20 protein-coding genes are annotated in these 15584 nt (G+C 75.5%); 9 read left to right on the top strand and 11 right to left on the bottom strand.

Annotated elements, in window-relative coordinates; genetic code table 11:
* Positions 1 to 31: 31 nt before the first annotated feature.
* Positions 32 to 1447: an MFS transporter gene (locus ACFPK1_RS22645; RefSeq protein ID WP_378023207.1), complete on the bottom strand. Its 1416-nt coding sequence runs from the start codon at positions 1445 to 1447 to the stop codon at positions 32 to 34.
* 331 nt (positions 1448 to 1778) lie between these two features.
* Between ACFPK1_RS22645 and ACFPK1_RS22640 the strand changes: the two genes are divergently transcribed.
* Positions 1779 to 1904: a hypothetical protein gene (locus ACFPK1_RS22640; protein ID WP_378023206.1), complete on the top strand. Its 126-nt coding sequence runs from the start codon at positions 1779 to 1781 to the stop codon at positions 1902 to 1904.
* A gap of 80 nt (positions 1905 to 1984) precedes the next feature.
* Here the strand turns inward: ACFPK1_RS22640 and ACFPK1_RS22635 are convergent, their stop codons facing one another.
* Together ACFPK1_RS22635 and ACFPK1_RS22630 are read right to left on the bottom strand one after the other, a co-directional pair.
* Positions 1985 to 2524, bottom strand: a complete 540-nt coding sequence (locus ACFPK1_RS22635; protein ID WP_378023205.1) for a GNAT family N-acetyltransferase — start codon at positions 2522 to 2524, stop codon at positions 1985 to 1987.
* 53 nt (positions 2525 to 2577) lie between these two features.
* Entirely contained in the window at positions 2578 to 2814 is a 237-nt protein-coding gene (locus ACFPK1_RS22630) for a hypothetical protein (protein WP_378023204.1), read from the bottom strand.
* A 124-nt stretch (positions 2815 to 2938) separates the two neighbouring features.
* Between ACFPK1_RS22630 and ACFPK1_RS22625 the strand changes: the two genes are divergently transcribed.
* Entirely contained in the window at positions 2939 to 3304 is a 366-nt protein-coding gene (locus ACFPK1_RS22625) for a hypothetical protein (RefSeq protein WP_378023203.1), read from the top strand.
* Positions 3305 to 3333: 29 nt separating this feature from the next.
* Complete coding sequence (locus tag ACFPK1_RS22620) at positions 3334 to 3657, top strand: hypothetical protein (RefSeq protein WP_378023202.1); 324 nt, start codon at positions 3334 to 3336, stop codon at positions 3655 to 3657.
* 11 nt (positions 3658 to 3668) lie between these two features.
* On the opposite strand, the gene tenA is transcribed toward ACFPK1_RS22620, so the two are convergent.
* Positions 3669 to 4325, bottom strand: coding sequence for a thiaminase II (gene tenA, locus ACFPK1_RS22615; RefSeq protein ID WP_378023201.1), 657 nt, complete (start codon positions 4323 to 4325; stop codon positions 3669 to 3671).
* A gap of 157 nt (positions 4326 to 4482) precedes the next feature.
* On the opposite strand from tenA, the gene ACFPK1_RS22610 reads away from it, so the two are divergent.
* Positions 4483 to 5445 (top strand): cobalamin biosynthesis protein, encoded by a 963-nt coding sequence (locus ACFPK1_RS22610; RefSeq protein ID WP_378023200.1) that lies wholly within the window; start codon positions 4483 to 4485, stop codon positions 5443 to 5445.
* Here the strand turns inward: ACFPK1_RS22610 and ACFPK1_RS22605 are convergent.
* The 4 genes from ACFPK1_RS22605 to ACFPK1_RS22590 all read right to left on the bottom strand — a co-directional run bounded on the left by ACFPK1_RS22605 (position 5430) and on the right by ACFPK1_RS22590 (position 8051).
* On the bottom strand, positions 5430 to 6269 hold the full coding sequence (locus ACFPK1_RS22605; protein WP_378023199.1) for an SURF1 family cytochrome oxidase biogenesis protein: 840 nt from the start codon (positions 6267 to 6269) through the stop codon (positions 5430 to 5432). The two genes, ACFPK1_RS22610 and ACFPK1_RS22605, sit on opposite strands and share 16 nt — an antisense overlap.
* A 9-nt stretch (positions 6270 to 6278) precedes the next feature.
* Positions 6279 to 7028: a fructosamine kinase family protein gene (locus tag ACFPK1_RS22600; RefSeq protein WP_378023249.1), complete on the bottom strand. Its 750-nt coding sequence runs from the start codon at positions 7026 to 7028 to the stop codon at positions 6279 to 6281.
* A gap of 44 nt (positions 7029 to 7072) precedes the next feature.
* Positions 7073 to 7534: a low molecular weight protein-tyrosine-phosphatase gene (locus ACFPK1_RS22595; protein ID WP_378023198.1), complete on the bottom strand. Its 462-nt coding sequence runs from the start codon at positions 7532 to 7534 to the stop codon at positions 7073 to 7075.
* A 79-nt stretch (positions 7535 to 7613) separates the two neighbouring features.
* Complete coding sequence (locus tag ACFPK1_RS22590) at positions 7614 to 8051, bottom strand: hypothetical protein (RefSeq protein WP_378023197.1); 438 nt, start codon at positions 8049 to 8051, stop codon at positions 7614 to 7616.
* Between the two features lie 159 nt (positions 8052 to 8210).
* Here ACFPK1_RS22590 and ACFPK1_RS22585 point away from each other — a divergent pair, with 159 nt between their 5' ends.
* The 3 genes from ACFPK1_RS22585 to ACFPK1_RS22575 are packed head-to-tail and all read left to right on the top strand — an operon-like array spanning position 8211 to position 10440.
* On the top strand, positions 8211 to 9041 hold the full coding sequence (locus ACFPK1_RS22585; protein WP_378023196.1) for a Nif3-like dinuclear metal center hexameric protein: 831 nt from the start codon (positions 8211 to 8213) through the stop codon (positions 9039 to 9041).
* The gene (locus ACFPK1_RS22580; RefSeq protein WP_378023195.1) at positions 9038 to 9778 is read left to right on the top strand and encodes a zinc ribbon domain-containing protein; all 741 of its coding nucleotides are present in this window, start codon (positions 9038 to 9040) and stop codon (positions 9776 to 9778) included. Before ACFPK1_RS22585 ends, ACFPK1_RS22580 begins: the two co-directional genes overlap by 4 nt.
* A complete protein-coding gene (locus ACFPK1_RS22575) occupies positions 9775 to 10440 on the top strand; it encodes a histidine phosphatase family protein (protein ID WP_378023194.1) in 666 nt (221 codons plus the stop codon). Before ACFPK1_RS22580 ends, ACFPK1_RS22575 begins: the two co-directional genes overlap by 4 nt.
* A 1-nt stretch (position 10441) precedes the next feature.
* Here the strand turns inward: ACFPK1_RS22575 and ACFPK1_RS22570 are convergent, their stop codons facing one another.
* Positions 10442 to 11170 (bottom strand): MerR family transcriptional regulator, encoded by a 729-nt coding sequence (locus ACFPK1_RS22570; RefSeq protein ID WP_378023193.1) that lies wholly within the window; start codon positions 11168 to 11170, stop codon positions 10442 to 10444.
* Between the two features lie 160 nt (positions 11171 to 11330).
* On the opposite strand from ACFPK1_RS22570, the gene ACFPK1_RS22565 reads away from it, so the two are divergent.
* A complete protein-coding gene (locus ACFPK1_RS22565) occupies positions 11331 to 12644 on the top strand; it encodes an MFS transporter (protein WP_378023192.1) in 1314 nt (437 codons plus the stop codon).
* On the opposite strand, the gene ACFPK1_RS22560 is transcribed toward ACFPK1_RS22565, so the two are convergent.
* Positions 12550 to 13668 carry a DUF2332 family protein gene (locus ACFPK1_RS22560; protein ID WP_378023191.1) on the bottom strand — a complete coding sequence of 373 codons (1119 nt, stop codon included), beginning with the start codon at positions 13666 to 13668 and terminating at the stop codon, positions 12550 to 12552. The genes ACFPK1_RS22565 and ACFPK1_RS22560 overlap by 95 nt on opposite strands.
* A 56-nt stretch (positions 13669 to 13724) precedes the next feature.
* Positions 13725 to 14576, bottom strand: coding sequence for an oxidoreductase (locus ACFPK1_RS22555; RefSeq protein WP_378023190.1), 852 nt, complete (start codon positions 14574 to 14576; stop codon positions 13725 to 13727).
* A 100-nt stretch (positions 14577 to 14676) separates the two neighbouring features.
* On the opposite strand from ACFPK1_RS22555, the gene ACFPK1_RS22550 reads away from it, so the two are divergent.
* The gene (locus ACFPK1_RS22550) at positions 14677 to 15528 is read left to right on the top strand and encodes a helix-turn-helix domain-containing protein (RefSeq protein WP_378023189.1); all 852 of its coding nucleotides are present in this window, start codon (positions 14677 to 14679) and stop codon (positions 15526 to 15528) included.
* Positions 15529 to 15584: the final 56 nt, after the last annotated feature.

The following is a 15584-nucleotide window of genomic DNA, read 5'->3' as shown; positions in this document are numbered from 1 at the left end:
GGGCCGACACCCGGCGACCCACCGTCGTGGCTCAGCGACGCGAGGCGACCAGCTCGCGGGCCTCCTGTTCGGTGGACACCGCCGGGTGCGACCCCGGCAGCGGCCTGCCCGCCGGGTCGCGCAGTCTGGTCAGGACGACGACGCCCGCGATGCCGAAGATGATCAGGTAGACGGCCGGCCAGTACGCCCAGCCGGTGCCCAGCACGACCGCGGTCATGATCAGCGACGTGGTCCCGGCGAAGGCCGACACGAAGATGTTGAACGAGATCGAGAGGCCGCCGTAGCGGATCTCGGTGGGGAACAGCGCCGGCAGCGTCGAGGGGCAGGTCGACGAGAAGCAGATCAGCAGCGCGCCCATGACCGCGAGCCCGACGCCGACCAGCGGCACCGACCCGCTCTTGAGCACCAGGATCATCGGGAAGGCCAGCACGATCGTGCCGACCGCGCCGGTCCACAGGATCGGCTTGCGGCCGACCCGGTCGGACAGCCGCCCCAGCAGCGGGATGATGAAGACCGCGACCCAGAGGACCCCGATCTGGAGCCACTGCGACGTGGTGCTGTCGATGGCGATGCCGCCGACCACGGAGACGTTGTCCTCGAGGTAGGTCGGCATGTAGCTGGTGAGCATGTAGTTCGGGACGTTCCAGGCGACGACGAGACCGCCCGCCGCGAGCATCGCCGGCCAGTAGTCGACGAACAGTTTCTTGATGCCGGCGCCGGCCTGCGTCCCCTCGCGCTCCTCGGATTCCGAGAGCAATGTCTGGAATGCCGGGGTCTCCTCGAGCTTCACGCGCAGATAGACACCGACAATGCCCAGCGGCAGCGCGATGAAGAACGGGATGCGCCAGGCCCAGGTGGACGCGAACTCCGGCGTCGAGACCAGCGGGATGACGGTGGCGACCGTCGCGCCGAGCGCGTAGCCGATGAACGTGCCGCATTCCAGGAAACTGCCGAAGAAACCGCGTCGGCGATCGGGGGAGTACTCGGCGATGAACGTCATCGCGCCCGCGTACTCGCCGCCGGTGGAGAAGCCCTGCACGACGCGGCAGAGCACGAGCAGGATCGGCGCCCAGATGCCGATCGACTCGTACGGCGGGATGAACCCGAGCAGGAACGTGCCGATGGCCATCATGATGACGGTGATCGAGAGGACCTTCGTGCGGCCGATGCGGTCGCCGAGCGGCCCGAAGAACAGCCCGCCCAGCGGCCTGACCAGGAACGACACCGCGAACCCGGCGAACACCCCGACCTGGGCGAGGGTCGGGTTGTCGGGCGGGAAGAAGTTCTCCTCGATGGTGGTGGCCAGGTAGGCGTAGACGCCGAAGTCGAACCACTCGGTGATGTTGCCGACCGCCGCCGCGCCGACGGCGCGCTTCATGGTGGCGGTGTCGGTGACGGTGACGCCGTCGGGCGCCCCGCCTCCGTCACCCGCTTCCGTCTGCGTCATGTCGTCTCCCTGCCGTCGCCGAAGCACTGCCCCCGACGGGATCGCGCGTCCGATTTGACGGAAACGACCCGAAAGTCGTTAACGCCCGTTTACTTTTCTCGCTCGCCGGACACTACTGCGCCCGCTCCGGGATCACACGGTGAACGCAGACGCTTGCTGTGAGTGGGGTCATGGGCGTGGGCCGGACCGGGATGGAACACGCCCCCCGCCCGATGCGTCTCTACGGGTGGGCGCAGACAGCGCCCACCGTTCGCAAGCGCACGCGGACCGGTCGGGTCATCCGGACCCGGGCACCGGCCTCGGCGCGTGCACGTGGTGAGGAGGAGCCGTCATGGCGGCAGTGTTCATCGGCATGATCGTGAGTGCGGGAGCGGGCGTCGGGGTGGCCACCGCCCTCGTCCGGCACGCGCAGCGCCACTGGGTCAGCCGTCCGTCGGCCGTGGCCGTCGAGGCCTGACCCGCTCGATCAGCCGACCGGGCCGTCCCGCACCCCGCGGGGCGGCCCGTCGTCGTTCCTGTGCCTCTTCCGCGGCCCGGTCAGCCGTCGGGGCGCAGGTCGGCCTGCATGAGCACGGTGTCGGCCCACTGGCCGTTCTTGTAGCCCGCCGACGGCATCCGGCCGACCTCGACGAAGCCGAGGCGGCGGTGCAGCACGATCGACGGGGTGTCGTGGCGGGAGCCGGCCAGCGCCGCGATCACGGCGACGACGTGACGGATCTCGGTGCCGCGCAGCGTGTCGAGCAGGCCCGCGAGCAGCTGCGAGCCGAGCCCGCGCCCGGCCGCCTCCGGCGCGATGTAGATCGAGTCCTCGACCGTGTAGCGGTACGCGGCATGGGGCCGGAACGACGTGATGTAGGCGAAGCCCTCGACCTCGCCGTCGACCTCGGCGACGAGGAAGGGCCGCGTCGGCCCCGCGGCGGTGATGCGCTCGCGCCAGAGCTCGTCGGAGGGCGGCTCCTCGACGAAGGTCGCGATCGAGTGCAGGACGTAGCCGGCGAAGATCGCCGCGACCCGCTCCGCGTCCTCGGGAGCGGCGGGACGCAGCACGCCGGTGGCGGTGGCGGGATCCGTGGTCACGACCCGATTCTGGACCATCACCCCGGACCGCCACGACCGTCCGACGAGCGGGGCTACTCCACGCGCACGAGCGTGAACTCCCACTCGGCCGCCTCGTTGTAGCCGGTGCGCTCGTAGATCGCGGTCTGCCCGCCCCCGGCCATGTCCGACACCGTGCGCCGCAGGCCGTGCTCACCGCTGGGCAGCGGGATGCGCTGCAGGAGCGGCGGCTCCGCGCCGGCGGCATCGGGCTGCGTGATCGACCCGACGCCCTGCAGCGGGCCGTTGACGTACCGGACAGCGAACTCCATGTGCCCTCCCTGGCGAGATCGGCTCACACTACGACCCCGCGTCGCGATCGTCACCGCCACCATGCGGACGTCATTGCCCCGAACAGCCGACTGTTCGGCCGAGATGACCACGTAGCGTGGTCTCGTGCGCTCCGCTCTCCTCCTGCTCGGCGGTCTGGTCCTCCTCGGGGCCGGCATCGCCGTCATCGCGCTCGGGGTGCCCGGCGGATGGGTGTTCGGGCCGGGGCTCATCGTCGCCGGCCTCCTGGTCAAGGTCGCCGGTTTCCTGCTCACCGACGACGCCCCGGGGACCCCGCCCGGTGGGTCCGGCCGCACCGTGACGACGCTGGGCCCCGCCGCGGAGCGGACCCGCGGCGCGACGGCCGCGGGGCGCACCTCGGCGCTGCGCCGGGCCCGCACGGCCCGGACCGCGCGCGCCACCGAGGCCGCCCGCGCCGCCGCGCTGTCACCGGTGACGGGCCGGCGCGGACCGGGTCGGCGCGCGTCCTGACCGGGCGGGACGCGGGTTAGGGTCGGCCCGTGGCCGGCGCCTGGGAGTACGCGACCCTGGAGATCTCGGCCGTGGGCCTGTCCGAGGACGCGGCCGGCGAGGTCGGCGCCGAGTGGCAGATCTACGCCATCGGCCCCGCCGACGAGCTGATCCTCGAGGAGTACCGGCCCTACCGCGTGGCGTGGGCGCGCGTCTACGCCGAGCAGCTCAACCGGCTGGGGCAGCAGGGCTGGGAGCTCGTCGCGCTCGCGGGCCCGCAGGGTGCCCTCGTGCCGAGCGCCCCGGGACGCGCGCCGGGCACGGCGCCGCACGTCGTCGAGACGCGGTTCGTGCTGCGGCGGCCGGCTCGCTAGACGGCGCGCTCTCAGACCGGCCAGGCCTCCTGGCGCCACGCGGCGTCCCAGAACATCCACTCGTAGCGGCACGTCGTCACGTAGTGCTCGGTGACGCGCCGGCGCTCGAGCTCGCCGAGGGTCGGGCCGACGCGGTCGGTCAGCGCCAGCACCGCGTCGACGACCGCCTGGAACTCCTCGCCGCCGTACATCGCGATCCAGCGCGCGTAGAGCGGGTCGGGCGACGAGCCCTCGAGCAGCGCCTCGCCGACCCGCGCGTAGATCCAGTAGCACGGCAGCACCGCGCCGAGCCCCTCCGCGAACGACCCGCCGTGGCACGTGGCGAGCAAGTAGCTGGTGTAGGCGGTGGTGGTCGGGGCGACGGGGACGTCGGCGTCGCTCGCGGTTCCGAGGGCGTCGGCGAGCTCGGCGTGCATGTCCTGCTCGGCGGCGATCGCGCCGGCGGCGTGCTGGCTGAACATCACCGTGTCGGCCTCGGTCGGCGCCCGCGCGGCGAGCACGGCGAGCGCCCGGGCGTAGCCGCGCAGGTAGTGGGCGTCCTGCACGACGAAGTGCCGGAACGCCGCGTGCGGCAGCGTGCCGTCGGACAGGCCGGTGAGGAACGGGTGCGCGCGGACCCGGTCGTAGACGCCGGCGCCCGCGGTCCAGAGCTCGTCGCTGAAACCCACGGCGAGCACCCTGTCACGGGCGGGGTGAGATCATCGCGGGGTGCTGGCGGCGTCGGCGGTTCCGAGCGAAGGGCACCTTCGATCGGATAGATGGGCGAGGGGCGCTCCTCGCCGGGACCGCCGCCGCCGGTGTCGCGCGGCGAGGGGCACGATGCGCATGATCGACAGGGCCCGCCGCCTGCCGAACGCACCGCTCGCGCGTCCCGCCGGCCTCGCGCTCGGGGTGCTGGCGGACGCGGTGCTCGGCGACCCGCGGCGCGGCCACCCCGTCGCGGCCTTCGGCACGGTGGCCGGCACGCTCGAGCGGCGCTGGTGGGCCGACCGGCGCGGCCCGGGGGTGGCGTACGCCGCGGTGCTCGTCGGCGGGGCGGTGGGCGTGGGGGTGCTCGCCGAGCGTGTCCGGCACCCCGTCGCGCGCACGCTGCTGACCGCCGCGGCGACGTGGACCGTGCTCGGCGGGACGTCGCTCGCGGCCGAGGGCACGGCGATGGCGGCGTCGCTGCGGGCGGGCGACGTCGGCGCCGCCCGCGCGCGACTGCCGCACCTGTGCGGGCGCGACCCGTCGGCCCTCGACCCCGACGGCCTGGCGCGCGCGGCGCTCGAGTCGATCGCCGAGAACACCGCCGACGCCGTCGTCGCGCCGCTCGTGTGGGGCGCGGTGGCCGGGGTGCCAGGGCTGCTCGGGCACCGCGCGGTGAACACCCTCGACGCGATGGTCGGGCACCGCTCGGCGCGCCACGAGCACTTCGGCTGGGCCTGCGCGCGCGCCGACGACGTCGCCGGCGTGGTGCCCGCGCGCGTGTCGGCGCTGGTCACGGCGGCGTGCGCCCCGCTGGTCGGCGGACGCCCGGCCGACGCGTGGCGGGCGTGGCGCCGCGACGCCCCGGCGCACCCGAGCCCGAACGCCGGCCCCGTGGAGGCGTCGTTCGCGGGGGCGCTGGGCCTGCGTCTCGGCGGGCGCACCGTGTACCCCTACGGCGTCCAGGACCGCCCGGTGCTCGGCGACGGCCGCGCGCCCGCCGTCGCCGACCTCCCGCGCGCCGTGCGCCTGTCGCGGGCAGTGAGCCTCGCGACAGCCGCGGGCGCGGTGGTCGTGGCGGCGACTCAGCGGCGGCCGTAGCGGTCGGCGAGCTTCTCGTCCGCGGGGGAGGGCTGTGCGTCCCAGGGCGTGCCGTCGGCGGCGTCGCGGGGGTCCTCGCGGTCGCGGGGCCGCGGTTCGAGCCCGTGCTCGCGGCGGTACTCGAGGCGCGCGAAGTAGACCCACGCGCCGATCGCCATCAGCCCGAAGATCAGCCACTGCCAGGCGTAGGAGTACGACGGGTTCGGGTCGGGCGGGGGGAGCGGGACGGCGGTGAGCACGCCGGGCTGGCCGGGCAGCAGCTGGACGTAGCCCGGGCTCGTCGCCACCCCGCCGGCGGCGGCGATCGTGGCGGCGTCCGCGGAGTAGACCTGCCGCTGCCCGTCGGCGACGACCGCGGGGCGGGTCGGCGCGCCCTCGTCGAGGCGCTGGTGGCCCGCGACCGTCACCGTCCCCGCCGGCGGCGCCGGGATCGGCGGCAGCGTGCCCTGCCCGTCGGTGCGCACGTAGCCGCGGTCGACGAGCACGGTCTCGCCGGTGGTGCTGACCAGCGGCGTCATGACCTCGCTCGCGGGGTGCCCCTCGATGCTGCGCAGGCGCACCAGCACCTGGCCCTCGGGGCGGTAGGTCCCGGTGACGACGACCTGGCGCCACGCCACCTCCGCGCCGGGCGCCGCGCCGGGGGCGACGAGCTCGCCGCGCGGCACCGGCGCCGTCGCGACCGCCCGCACCAGCGCGGCGTTGTCCCCGGAGCGCTCGTCACCGCGGTGGAACTGCCACGGGGCCAGCAGGTAGTAGCACGCGAACGCGAAGGCGGCCACGGCGAGCGTCAGTGCGATCCACCCGGGTCGCAGCAGGAACCGCACGGGCCCAGGTTACGTCGCGATCCGTGAGCAGACCGCGAGCGCCCGGTCGCCGTACCCGCCCCCGAACAGTTCCGCGTGCACGAGCAGGGGCCACAGCTGGTGCAGCCCGACGCGGTCGCGCCAGCCCTCGGCGAGCGGGGCGGCCTCGTCGTAGGCGGCGAGGATCGTCTCCAGCTGCGGGGTGCCGAAGAGCGCGAGCATGGCGAGGTCGGTCTCGCGGTGCCCGCCGTGGGCGGCGGGGTCGATCACCCACCCCTGCCCGCCGGACCACAGCACGTTCCCCGTCCACAGGTCCCCGTGCAGGCGCGCCGGCGGTTCGGGCGGGCCGGCGACGTCGTCGAAGCGCGCGCAGGCCCGTTCGACGAGCGCGAGGTCGTCGCCGGACAGGGCGCGCCGGGCGTGGGGCAGGACGCGGTGCTCGGCGTACCAGGAGGGCCAGTGCTCGCCGGTCTCGTTGACCATGCGCGCCTCGCCGATCCACGCGTGCACGGGCCCGCCGGGCGGCGGCGCGCCGAACGCGGGCGCGCCGGCGGCGTGCAGCGCGGCGAGACCCCGCCCGAAGCGTTCGGCCGATCCGGCGTCGGGCCGGCCGGACGGGATCCGCGTCGACACCATCCGGCCCTCGGTCTCCCCGAGCACCTCCGGCACACCCACGGCGCCGGGCGAGGCGAGCCAGCGCAGCCCGGCCGCCTCGGCGGCGATCGCCGACGGTGCCCCGGACTTGACGACGACCTCGGTGCCGTCGTCCAGCGTGGCCATCGCCACGCCGCGCCCGCTCCCGGCCAGCAGCGCGTCGACCGACGTCACGGGGTGACCCGCGCGACCAGCCCCGGCATCGCCGCCTCGACCATGTCGAGCACCTCGTCGAAGCCGTCGGGGCCGCCGTAGTACGGGTCGGGGACCTCGGCGCCCTCGGGAGCGGCGGGGTCGAACGCGCGCAGCAGCACGACCTTCTCCGGGTCCGCGCCGGCCGCGATCAGGTCGCGGGCGTGGTCGCGCGTCGCGGCGACGAGCAGGTCCGCGGCGAGCAGCTCGGGGTCGATCTGACGCGCGGTGTGCTGCGTGTCGTAGCCCCGCTCGCGCAGCGTCACGGCCGCGCGCCGGTCCATCGGCTCACCGACGTGCCAGTCCCCGATCCCGGCGCTGGCGACCGTCACCGCGCCGTCGAGGCCGGCCTCGGCGAGACGCGTGCGGAAGACGCTCTCGGCCACCGGCGAGCGGCAGATGTTGCCCGTACAGACGAAGACGACGTGCACGGGCGCCATGATCCCGGTGCGGCCCCGGTGCGGGCGAGGGCGTCCCTCGCTGCGTGCGACGCAGCCGGGGCGTCCCTCGCCCGACCGGTCAGGCCGCCGCCGGGGCCGCGCCCGGCCGGCGCATCGACGTCGGGGCCACCGCGTCGGACAGCAGCTCGATCTCGACGAGGTCGTCGGCCAGCTCCGTGACGCGGATGCGGTCCGCGTCGAACGCCCGCGCGATGGCCTTCCCGACCGCCGTGAGGTCGTCGAACGTCTGGCCGGCGCCCAGCCGGACGGTGAAGCGCTCGGGCCGGCCGAGCACCACCCGGGCGATCCGCGGTTCGACACGGTGGACCCCGCCGGGCAGGTACACCCGTTCGGACAGGCCGATCTCGCGGACCGCCGCCCGCCAGCGCCGGTGGATGTCGTGGCGGCGCGCGCCCGCGGCGGCGTGCGGCGCGGCGCCGGGGTGCCCCGGGCCCCACCAGCGGTCGGCGGCCTCCCGCGCGATCCGCCGGCCGCGGTGCAGGAAGGTCTCGGTCATCGTGGTCCCCCTCGTGGTCGCGTCCTCGCTGCTCACGAGCCTGATCCGGGGCGCCGCCGGCCACGAGGGGGCGGGCCCCCGCGCGGGTGGGGCGGACCCGCCGCCGCACCGGGGGACACTACCCGGCGCTCACGGGCGCGATGGGCAGAATGGGCGGCCATGACCCCCGCCCCCGCGATCACCGTCGCCGACGCCGTCGCCGCGCTCGAGGCCGCGTACCCGCCGGCGCTGGCGCACGACTGGGACGCGGTGGGGCTCTCGGTCGGCGACCCGGCGGCCCCGGTGCGCCGGGTCCTCGTCGCCGTCGACCCGCTCCCGTCGGTCATCGAGGAGGCCCTGGACGTCGACCTCCTCGTCACCCACCACCCGCTGCTGCTGCGCGGGGTGCACGCCGTCGCGACGACCGCCCCGAAGGGCTCCGCGATCCACCGGCTCATCCGTGGCGGCGTGGCCCTGTTCACCGCCCACACCAACGCCGACGCGGCGAGCCCCGGGGTCTCCGACGCGCTGGCCGCCGCGCTCGGCGTCACCGTCGAGCGCCCGCTGGCCCCCGAGGGCGACGGCACGGTGGGCATCGGGCGCATCGGCACGCTGCGCGCCCCCGAGACCCTCGCCGCGTTCACCCGGCGGGTCGCCGATGCCCTGCCCGCGACCGCCTGGGGCGTGCGCGCCGCCGGCGACCCGGAGAGGATCGTCGAGAGGGTCGCGCTCTCCGGTGGCGCCGGCGACTCGATGCTCCACCTCGCCCGCGCGGCCGGGGTCGACGTCTACGTCACCGCCGACCTGCGCCACCACCCCGCCACCGACCACCTCGCCGAGCCCGGAGCCCCCGCCCTCGTCGACGTCGCGCACTGGGCGTCCGAGCACCCCTGGTGCGCGCAGGCCGCGGCCGTGCTCGCCCGGGCCGCGCCCGACCTCGAGATCACCGTGTCCACCACCCGCACCGACGCGTGGACCGTCGGCCAGCCCTCAGGAGCCGTGACCGCATGAAGGCCGACCCGACCGCCCAGCGCCGCCTGCTCGAGCTGGCCGCGCTCGACGCCGAGCTCGCCCGCGCCCAGTACCGGCGGCGGACGCTCCCCGAGCAGACGGCGGTGGAGGAGGCCGAGACGACGGTCCGGGGCCACCGCGACGCGGTCGTGCGCGCGAAGACGTCGGTGAGCGACCTCGGCCGCGAGGTGGCCAAGCTCGAGCAGGAGGTCACCCAGGTCCGCACCCGCGAGGACCGCGACCGCGGGCTCATGGACTCCGGCAGCGTGTCGGCCAAGCAGATGACCGACCTCTCCCACGAGCTCGACACCCTCGCCCGTCGCCGCGGCGTCCTGGAGGACGAGCAGCTCGAGGTCATGGAGCGCCTCGACGCGGCGGAGACCGACCTCGCCCACGAGCAGTCGCAGCTCGAGACCGCCGAGACGTCCCTCGCCGACGCCGTCGAGCGCCGCGACGGGGTGCTCGGCGACCTCGACGTGCTCGAGGAGCGCCGCGGCGGCGAGCGCACGACGCTGGCCGCCGAGCTGCCCGCCGACCTCGTCGCGCTCTACGACCAGCTGCGCGCCCGCAGCGGCACAGGGGCGGGCGAGCTCGTCGGCAACCGGTGCGGCGCCTGCCGGCTGGAGATGGACCGCAGCGAGCTGCGCGACATCGCCGCGGCCGCCCCCGACGACGTCGTGCGCTGCGAGCAGTGCGGCGCGATCGTGGTGCGCACCGGCAAGGGGGCGAACGCATGACCACCGCCGGTTCCTGGACCGGGCGCGGGAGCACCCAGCCGACCCGGGTCCTGCTGCTGCGCCACGGGCAGAGCCCGCTGTCGGTCGAGCGGCGCTACTCGGGACGCGGCAACCCCGAGCTCACCCGCGAGGGGCTCGAGCAGGCGGCGGCCGCGGCGACCGCGCTGGCCGCCCGCCACGTCGCCGCCGACGGCCACATCCGCGCGGTGATCAGCTCGCCGCTGCTGCGCGCCCGCCAGACCGCCGAGCCCGTCGCGGGCGTGCTCGGGCTGGGCGTCACCGTCGATGACCGGCTCACCGAGACCGACTTCGGCGCGTGGGAGGGGCTGACGTTCTCGGAGGCCGCCGCGCAGGACCCCGAGGTCCACCGCGCGTGGCTCGGCGACAGCGCGGTCAGCCCGCCCGGGGGCGAGAGCTTCGACCTCGTCGCGGGCCGGGTGAACGGCGCGCTCGACGACCTGCTGCGCCGCTTCCCCGGGCAGACCGTCGTGGTCGTCAGCCACGTCACGCCGATCAAGCTGATCCTGCGCCGCGCGCTCGACGCGGGCCCGCAGATGCTCTATCGGCTCCACCTCGACCTGGCGTGCCTGTCGGTGGTCGAGTTCTGGCCCGACGGCGGGGCCTCCGTGCGCCTGGTGAACGACACGTCCTACCTGGCCTGAGTCACGCCTCCAGCTTCTTGATCTCGGCCTCCAGCCGGATGAGGACGTCGATCTGGGCGCGGTTGTACAGCTCGCGCATCGCCGTGCCCATCGTCTCGCCCGCGCGCTTGCGCCCGAGCGGGCTGTCCGTCCCCAGGTCCGGCACGGGATGGCTGGCGCGCAGCGCGCGGCTGGGCTCGGCCATCCGCGCGGCCAGGTCCTGGCGGGTGCTCTCGTCGGCGTCGGCGGGGAGGTCGTCGAACTCGGTGAACGACGGGTGCTTGGGCACCTCGCGGAGCATGTCCGCGTAGGCCTGGAGGCTCTGCGTCCCCAGCACCCGGCTCATGACCACCGTGAACGCGCGGTCGGCCTCGGAGAGCTCGACGGTGCGCGCGACCTGCCCGAGCTCGGGCGGGAGGTCGGTGGGCGTCGACTGGTTGAGGATCAGCGCGAGCTCCACCCGGGCCCGCTGCAGCCGCTCGATGGTCTCGGCGAGCTCGGCGTCGAGGGTGCGCAGGGCCTGCTCGGGGTGGTCGTCGGCGTCGCCCATGTCCTGGATCTGCGCCAGCGAGAACCCGAGGTCGGTCAGGCGCTTGATCCGCAGCACCCGGACGAGGTGCGTCACCCCGTACTGCTTGTAGCCGTTGGCGCGCCGCTCGGGCTCCTCGAGCAGCCCCACCTCGTGGTAGTGCCGCACCGCCCGCAGCGTCGTCCCGGTGAGCTCGGCGAGCTGGCGGGTGCTCCACCCCATGCGTCGGTCCTCCTGGTCACGGCGACGAACACCCACAGTGGAAACCGTGCCGCTGCGTCACGGTCAAGCGTGGCGTGGATCACCGCGCCACCGCCTTGAGTGTGCCCCGGCGGCCGGGTGCGTCCTGGTCCGGTCACGGGACCACGGGAGGCACACACCGATGACCGCCAGCAGGACGACGTTCTTCGTCTCGTACGGCCTGTCGCTGCTCGGCCAGGGCATCGCGTCGGTCGTCCTGCCGCTGATCGTGCTGGCCCGCACCGGCGACGTCCTCGCCGCCGGCGTCCTCGCGACCGCGACGACCACCGCGGCGGCGCTCGCCGGGCTGGTGTCCGGGCTGCTCGTCGACCGCGTCGACCGGCGCCGCGTGTCGATCGCCTGCGACGTGCTCGCCGCGGGCGCCGTCGCGGCGCTCCCGGTGGTCGACGCCCTCGTCGGCCTCGACACGGGCTGGTTCCTGCTGCTCGGCGTGATCGGCGCGGTGATCCGCGTGCCTGGGATGACGGCGCGCGAGACGCTGCTGCCCGCCCTCGCACGCCTCGGTCCCGGAGGACCCGCGGCGCTCGACCGGCTCGTCGCCACCCGCGAGACGGTCGGCAACGTCCTGATCCTCACGGGCCCCGGCCTGGGCGGGCTGCTCGTCGCCGTGCTCGGGCTGTCGCCGGTCGTCATGCTCGCGACCGCCGCGACGAGCCTGCTCGCCGCGGTCACGGCCCTGGGCGTCGACCCGCGCGCCGGCGCGGTGCCCCCGCGGGAGGCGGGGTCGGGCGGCGCGGTCCGCCGCGCGGTGACCGACCTCGTCGACGCCTGGCGCTTCCTCGCCCGCCGGCGCCTGGTGCTGGGCGCCACTCTGCTCACCGCGGTGCTCGCCGCCGTGCTGGGCGCGCTGCAGACCACGCTGATGCCTGCCTACTTCAGCGCCGAGGGCCTCGCCGGGCTCACCGGCCTCACGCTGTCGGCGATCGCCGGCGGCAGCATCGCCGGCTCCGCGCTCTACGCCGCGGTCGCCGGGCGGCTGGCGCGCCGGACCTGGTTCGTCCTCGGGATGGTCGGGCTGCTCGTCGGGTTCGGCGCGGTCGGCAGCATTGCCTCGCCGTGGGTCGTGCTCGGCGGCGCCGCGGTCGTCGGGCTCACCTACGCCCCGGCGGCGGCGCTGCTCGGCGTGGTCATCGTCGAGGAGACCCCGGACGCCCTGCGCGGGCGCGTCCTCGGCGCGCAGAACACGGTCGTGCTCGCCGCGCCCGCCGTCACCAGCGCCCCGCTCGCGGCGGTCGCCGCCGGCGCCGGGCTGCCGGTGGCCGGGCTGGTGCTCGCCGTCCTCGTCGGTGTCGCGGCCCTGCTGACCCTCGTCGCGCCCGCGTTCCGCGCGCTGGACGCGCCTAGAACCACTCCAGCCACGCCCCACCCGGATGCGCCAGACCCAGCACCTCTCCGGACGACGACCCGTCCCGACGCACCGACAGGTGCCCGATGACCCCCGTGACGCCCGCGCGGGTCGCCTCGAGCGCCCGAGGCGGCACGCGCAGCGACTGGGTGCTCTCGCGGCCCTCGGCGCCCAGCGGCACGAGGGGGTCCACCGCGATCCACTCGACGTCGCGGCCCAGCTCGCCGAGCCCGCGGCGGAAGTCGGCCCGCTGATCGTCGGTGAGGAAGACGGTGACGTAGGTGTCGACGAGCACCAGCAGCGCGTCCGCGGGCATCCGCGCGCACAGCGACGGCAGGTCGGCGACGAGGTCGGCGCGCGCGGTCGTGGCCGGGTGCGTCCGCGCGATCTCGGACGCCGCGGCGAAGCGGTCGACCGCGGAGGTCTCCGGCGGGATGCAGGCGGCGAGCCAGTCGCGCACGCGCGCGTCCTCGAGGTCGAGCGGCTCGACGTCGACGCCGAGCCGCGCGACGATCTCGGGCAGGCGCGCCGGCAGCGGCGCCGGGCGCCCGCGCAGCTCGGGGGCGAGGGTCAGCGCGGCGTCCGCGGGCCCGAGGGTGCGCCCGCCGAAGTCGTAGCGGTAGCGGTCGAGGTGCAGCCCGAGCCCCGCACCGGTGCCGAGGTCGACCAGGGCGATCGGCCGGTCGGGGTCGAGGCGGGACAGCACCGGGACCACGTCGGCGCTGCGGGCGACCTCGTTCATCTGGTAGCGGTGCTCGAGGCAGAGCTGTGCGAGCTCGTCGGCGTGCTCGCGGGCGAAGGCGACCAGCGCGGGGCGGAAGCCGTCGTCGAGCGCCGGCTGTCCCGAGCCGGGCACCGGGAAGTACCCCGCGAGGGGGTCGGGCCGCCGCCGGGCCACGAGGTGGCGCAGGGCGGCGCTGAGCAGCAGCGGGGGCAGGCGGTCGAGCGGGATCGCCGCGGCGAGCTCGAGCAGCTCGGGCTCGTCGGCGATCGTCGCGAAGAGCTCGGCGGTGAGCGCCCAGGTCGGGGGCGCGTCCGGCCCCGACCAGCCCGCCGCGACGCCCTGGGCCTGTTCACGGACGCGGGCGCGTGCCTCCACGTCGGCTGCCGTCACGCCGGTGAGCTTGCCGAGGGGCGGGCCGGCCGCGCAACGCGACCGGCCCGCGTCCCTCAGATGGCGTCGAGCTCGGCGACCGCGTCGGCGGGCAGGACGAGGTCGGCGGCGGCCAGGTTCTCCCGCAGGTGCGCCCGCGAGGACGTGCCGGGGATGAGCAGCATCGTCGGCGAGCGCTGCAGCAGCCACGCCAGCGCGGTCTGCTGCGGGGTCGCCCCGAGGCGCTGCGCGACGCGGGCGAGCGTGTCCGACTGCAGCGGGCTGAATCCGCCGAGCGGGAAGAACGAGGTGTAGGCGATGCCCTCGGCGGCGCAGTGGTCGACGAGGGCGTCGTCGGCGCGGTGCACCAGGTTGTAGTGGTTCTGCACGCATACGACGGGCGCGACGCCGCGGGCCTCCTCCAGCTGCTCGGGGGAGACGTTGCTGACCCCGAGGTGGCGGATCAGACCCTTCTCGCGCAGCTCGGCCAGCGTCCCGAACGCCTCCGCGAGCGACTCGGAGTGGTCGTCGGAGACGCGCAGGTTGACGACGTCGATTTCCTCGAGGTCGAGCCGCTCGAGGTTCTCGTGCACCTCGCGGACCAGTTCGTCGGGCGAGGTGTCGAGGTTCCACGACCCGTCCTCGCCGCGCCGGCAGCCGACCTTGGTGACGATCCGCAGGTCCGCCGGGTAGGGGTGCAGGGCCTCGCGGAGGATCTCGTTGACGATGAAGGGGCCGTAGTAGTCGCTGGTGTCGATGTGCGTGACGCCACGCTCGACGGCCTCGCGCAGGACGGCGATCGCCTCGTCCCGGTCCCGCGGCGGACCCATGACGCCCGGCCCGGCGAGCTGCATGGTGCCGTAGCCCATGCGGGTCAGGACGAGGTCGTCGGCCAGGGCGAGGCGGTCGGTCAGCTCGGGTGTGGTCATGGACCCAGGGTTACCCCGTCGCGACACCCCGGGGAGCGACGGATCGTCCTGGTACATCCCGTACCCCCCAGCCGGGCCTGCGCGGGCGGATGATCGGGGCGTGAGCACGGGTGAGCTGGCCGCGGCCCTGCGGACGTGGCGCGACCGCACCGACCCCGCCGACGTCGGGATGGCCGTCAACGCGCCACGGCGCGCGCCGGGGCTGCGCCGCGAGGAGCTCGCGCTGCTCGCCGGTATCTCCATCGACTACGTCGTGCGCCTCGAGCAGGGCCGCACCCGCACCCCGTCGGCGCAGGTGTGCGCCTCCCTCGCCCGCGCGCTGCGCCTCTCCGACCACGAGCAGGCGCACCTGTTCCGCCTCGCCGGCCACGCCCCCGACCGCGGGCGCGTCTCCCGGCGTGTCCCCGCGGGCGTGCGCCGCATCGTCGAGGCGCTGCACGACCACCCCGTCGCGGTCCTCGACGCCACCTGGACGCTGATCTCCTGGAACCCGCTCTACGCCGCGCTCATGGGCGACCCGAGCGGGCTCTCCGACCGCGGCCGCAACACGCTGTGGAAGCAGTTCACCGAGGGCCACACCAACGCCCGCGTCCGGCACACGCCCGAGGAGCGCGACGTGCTCGTCCGCTCGCTGGTCGCCGACCTGCGCGGCAGCACCAGCCGCTACCCCCACGACACGGATCTGACGGAACTGATCGCCGACCTCTACGCCGCGAGCGAGGAGTTCGCCGCGCTGTGGGACTCCGGCGTCGTCGCGGGCCACCACCAGAGCCGCAAGACCGTCGAGCACCCCGAGGTCGGCGACGTCGTCGTCGACTGCGACACCCTCACCACCGCCGAGGACGACCTGCGCCTGCTCGTCTTCACCCCGGCGCCGGGCTCCGACGCGCGCAGCCGGCTGGACCTGCTGGCGGCGGTGGGCACACAGGCGATGGGCGCGGCCAGTACGTAGTTCGCGCCCTGTCCCGGCGGCCCTGGCCGCCCCAGGCTTCCCGGGAGGCCGTACCG

The organism is Actinomycetospora rhizophila, assembly GCF_042657905.1.
Classification (GTDB): Bacteria; Actinomycetota; Actinomycetes; order Mycobacteriales; family Pseudonocardiaceae; genus Actinomycetospora; species Actinomycetospora rhizophila.
This window is presented reverse-complemented; position numbering and strand designations above follow the sequence as displayed.

Bases quoted from the DNA above. Each gene is read 5' to 3' on its own strand.
- ACFPK1_RS22595 (WP_378023198.1), bottom strand. From the start codon at position 7,534: ATGGCGCCCGTGCACGTCGTCTTCGTCTGTACGGGCAACATCTGCCGC.
- ACFPK1_RS22580 (WP_378023195.1), top strand. From the start codon at position 9,038: ATGAAGGCCGACCCGACCGCCCAGCGCCGCCTGCTCGAGCTGGCCGCG.
- ACFPK1_RS22600 (WP_378023249.1), bottom strand. From the start codon at position 7,028: ATGGCCACGCTGGACGACGGCACCGAGGTCGTCGTCAAGTCCGGGGCA.
- ACFPK1_RS22645 (WP_378023207.1), bottom strand. From the start codon at position 1,447: ATGACGCAGACGGAAGCGGGTGACGGAGGCGGGGCGCCCGACGGCGTC.
- ACFPK1_RS22570 (WP_378023193.1), bottom strand. From the start codon at position 11,170: ATGGGGTGGAGCACCCGCCAGCTCGCCGAGCTCACCGGGACGACGCTG.
- ACFPK1_RS22575 (WP_378023194.1), top strand. From the start codon at position 9,775: ATGACCACCGCCGGTTCCTGGACCGGGCGCGGGAGCACCCAGCCGACC.
- ACFPK1_RS22555 (WP_378023190.1), bottom strand. From the start codon at position 14,576: ATGACCACACCCGAGCTGACCGACCGCCTCGCCCTGGCCGACGACCTC.
- ACFPK1_RS22565 (WP_378023192.1), top strand. From the start codon at position 11,331: ATGACCGCCAGCAGGACGACGTTCTTCGTCTCGTACGGCCTGTCGCTG.
- ACFPK1_RS22640 (WP_378023206.1), top strand. From the start codon at position 1,779: ATGGCGGCAGTGTTCATCGGCATGATCGTGAGTGCGGGAGCGGGCGTC.
- ACFPK1_RS22590 (WP_378023197.1), bottom strand. From the start codon at position 8,051: ATGACCGAGACCTTCCTGCACCGCGGCCGGCGGATCGCGCGGGAGGCC.
- ACFPK1_RS22585 (WP_378023196.1), top strand. From the start codon at position 8,211: ATGACCCCCGCCCCCGCGATCACCGTCGCCGACGCCGTCGCCGCGCTC.
- ACFPK1_RS22610 (WP_378023200.1), top strand. From the start codon at position 4,483: ATGATCGACAGGGCCCGCCGCCTGCCGAACGCACCGCTCGCGCGTCCC.
- ACFPK1_RS22630 (WP_378023204.1), bottom strand. From the start codon at position 2,814: ATGGAGTTCGCTGTCCGGTACGTCAACGGCCCGCTGCAGGGCGTCGGG.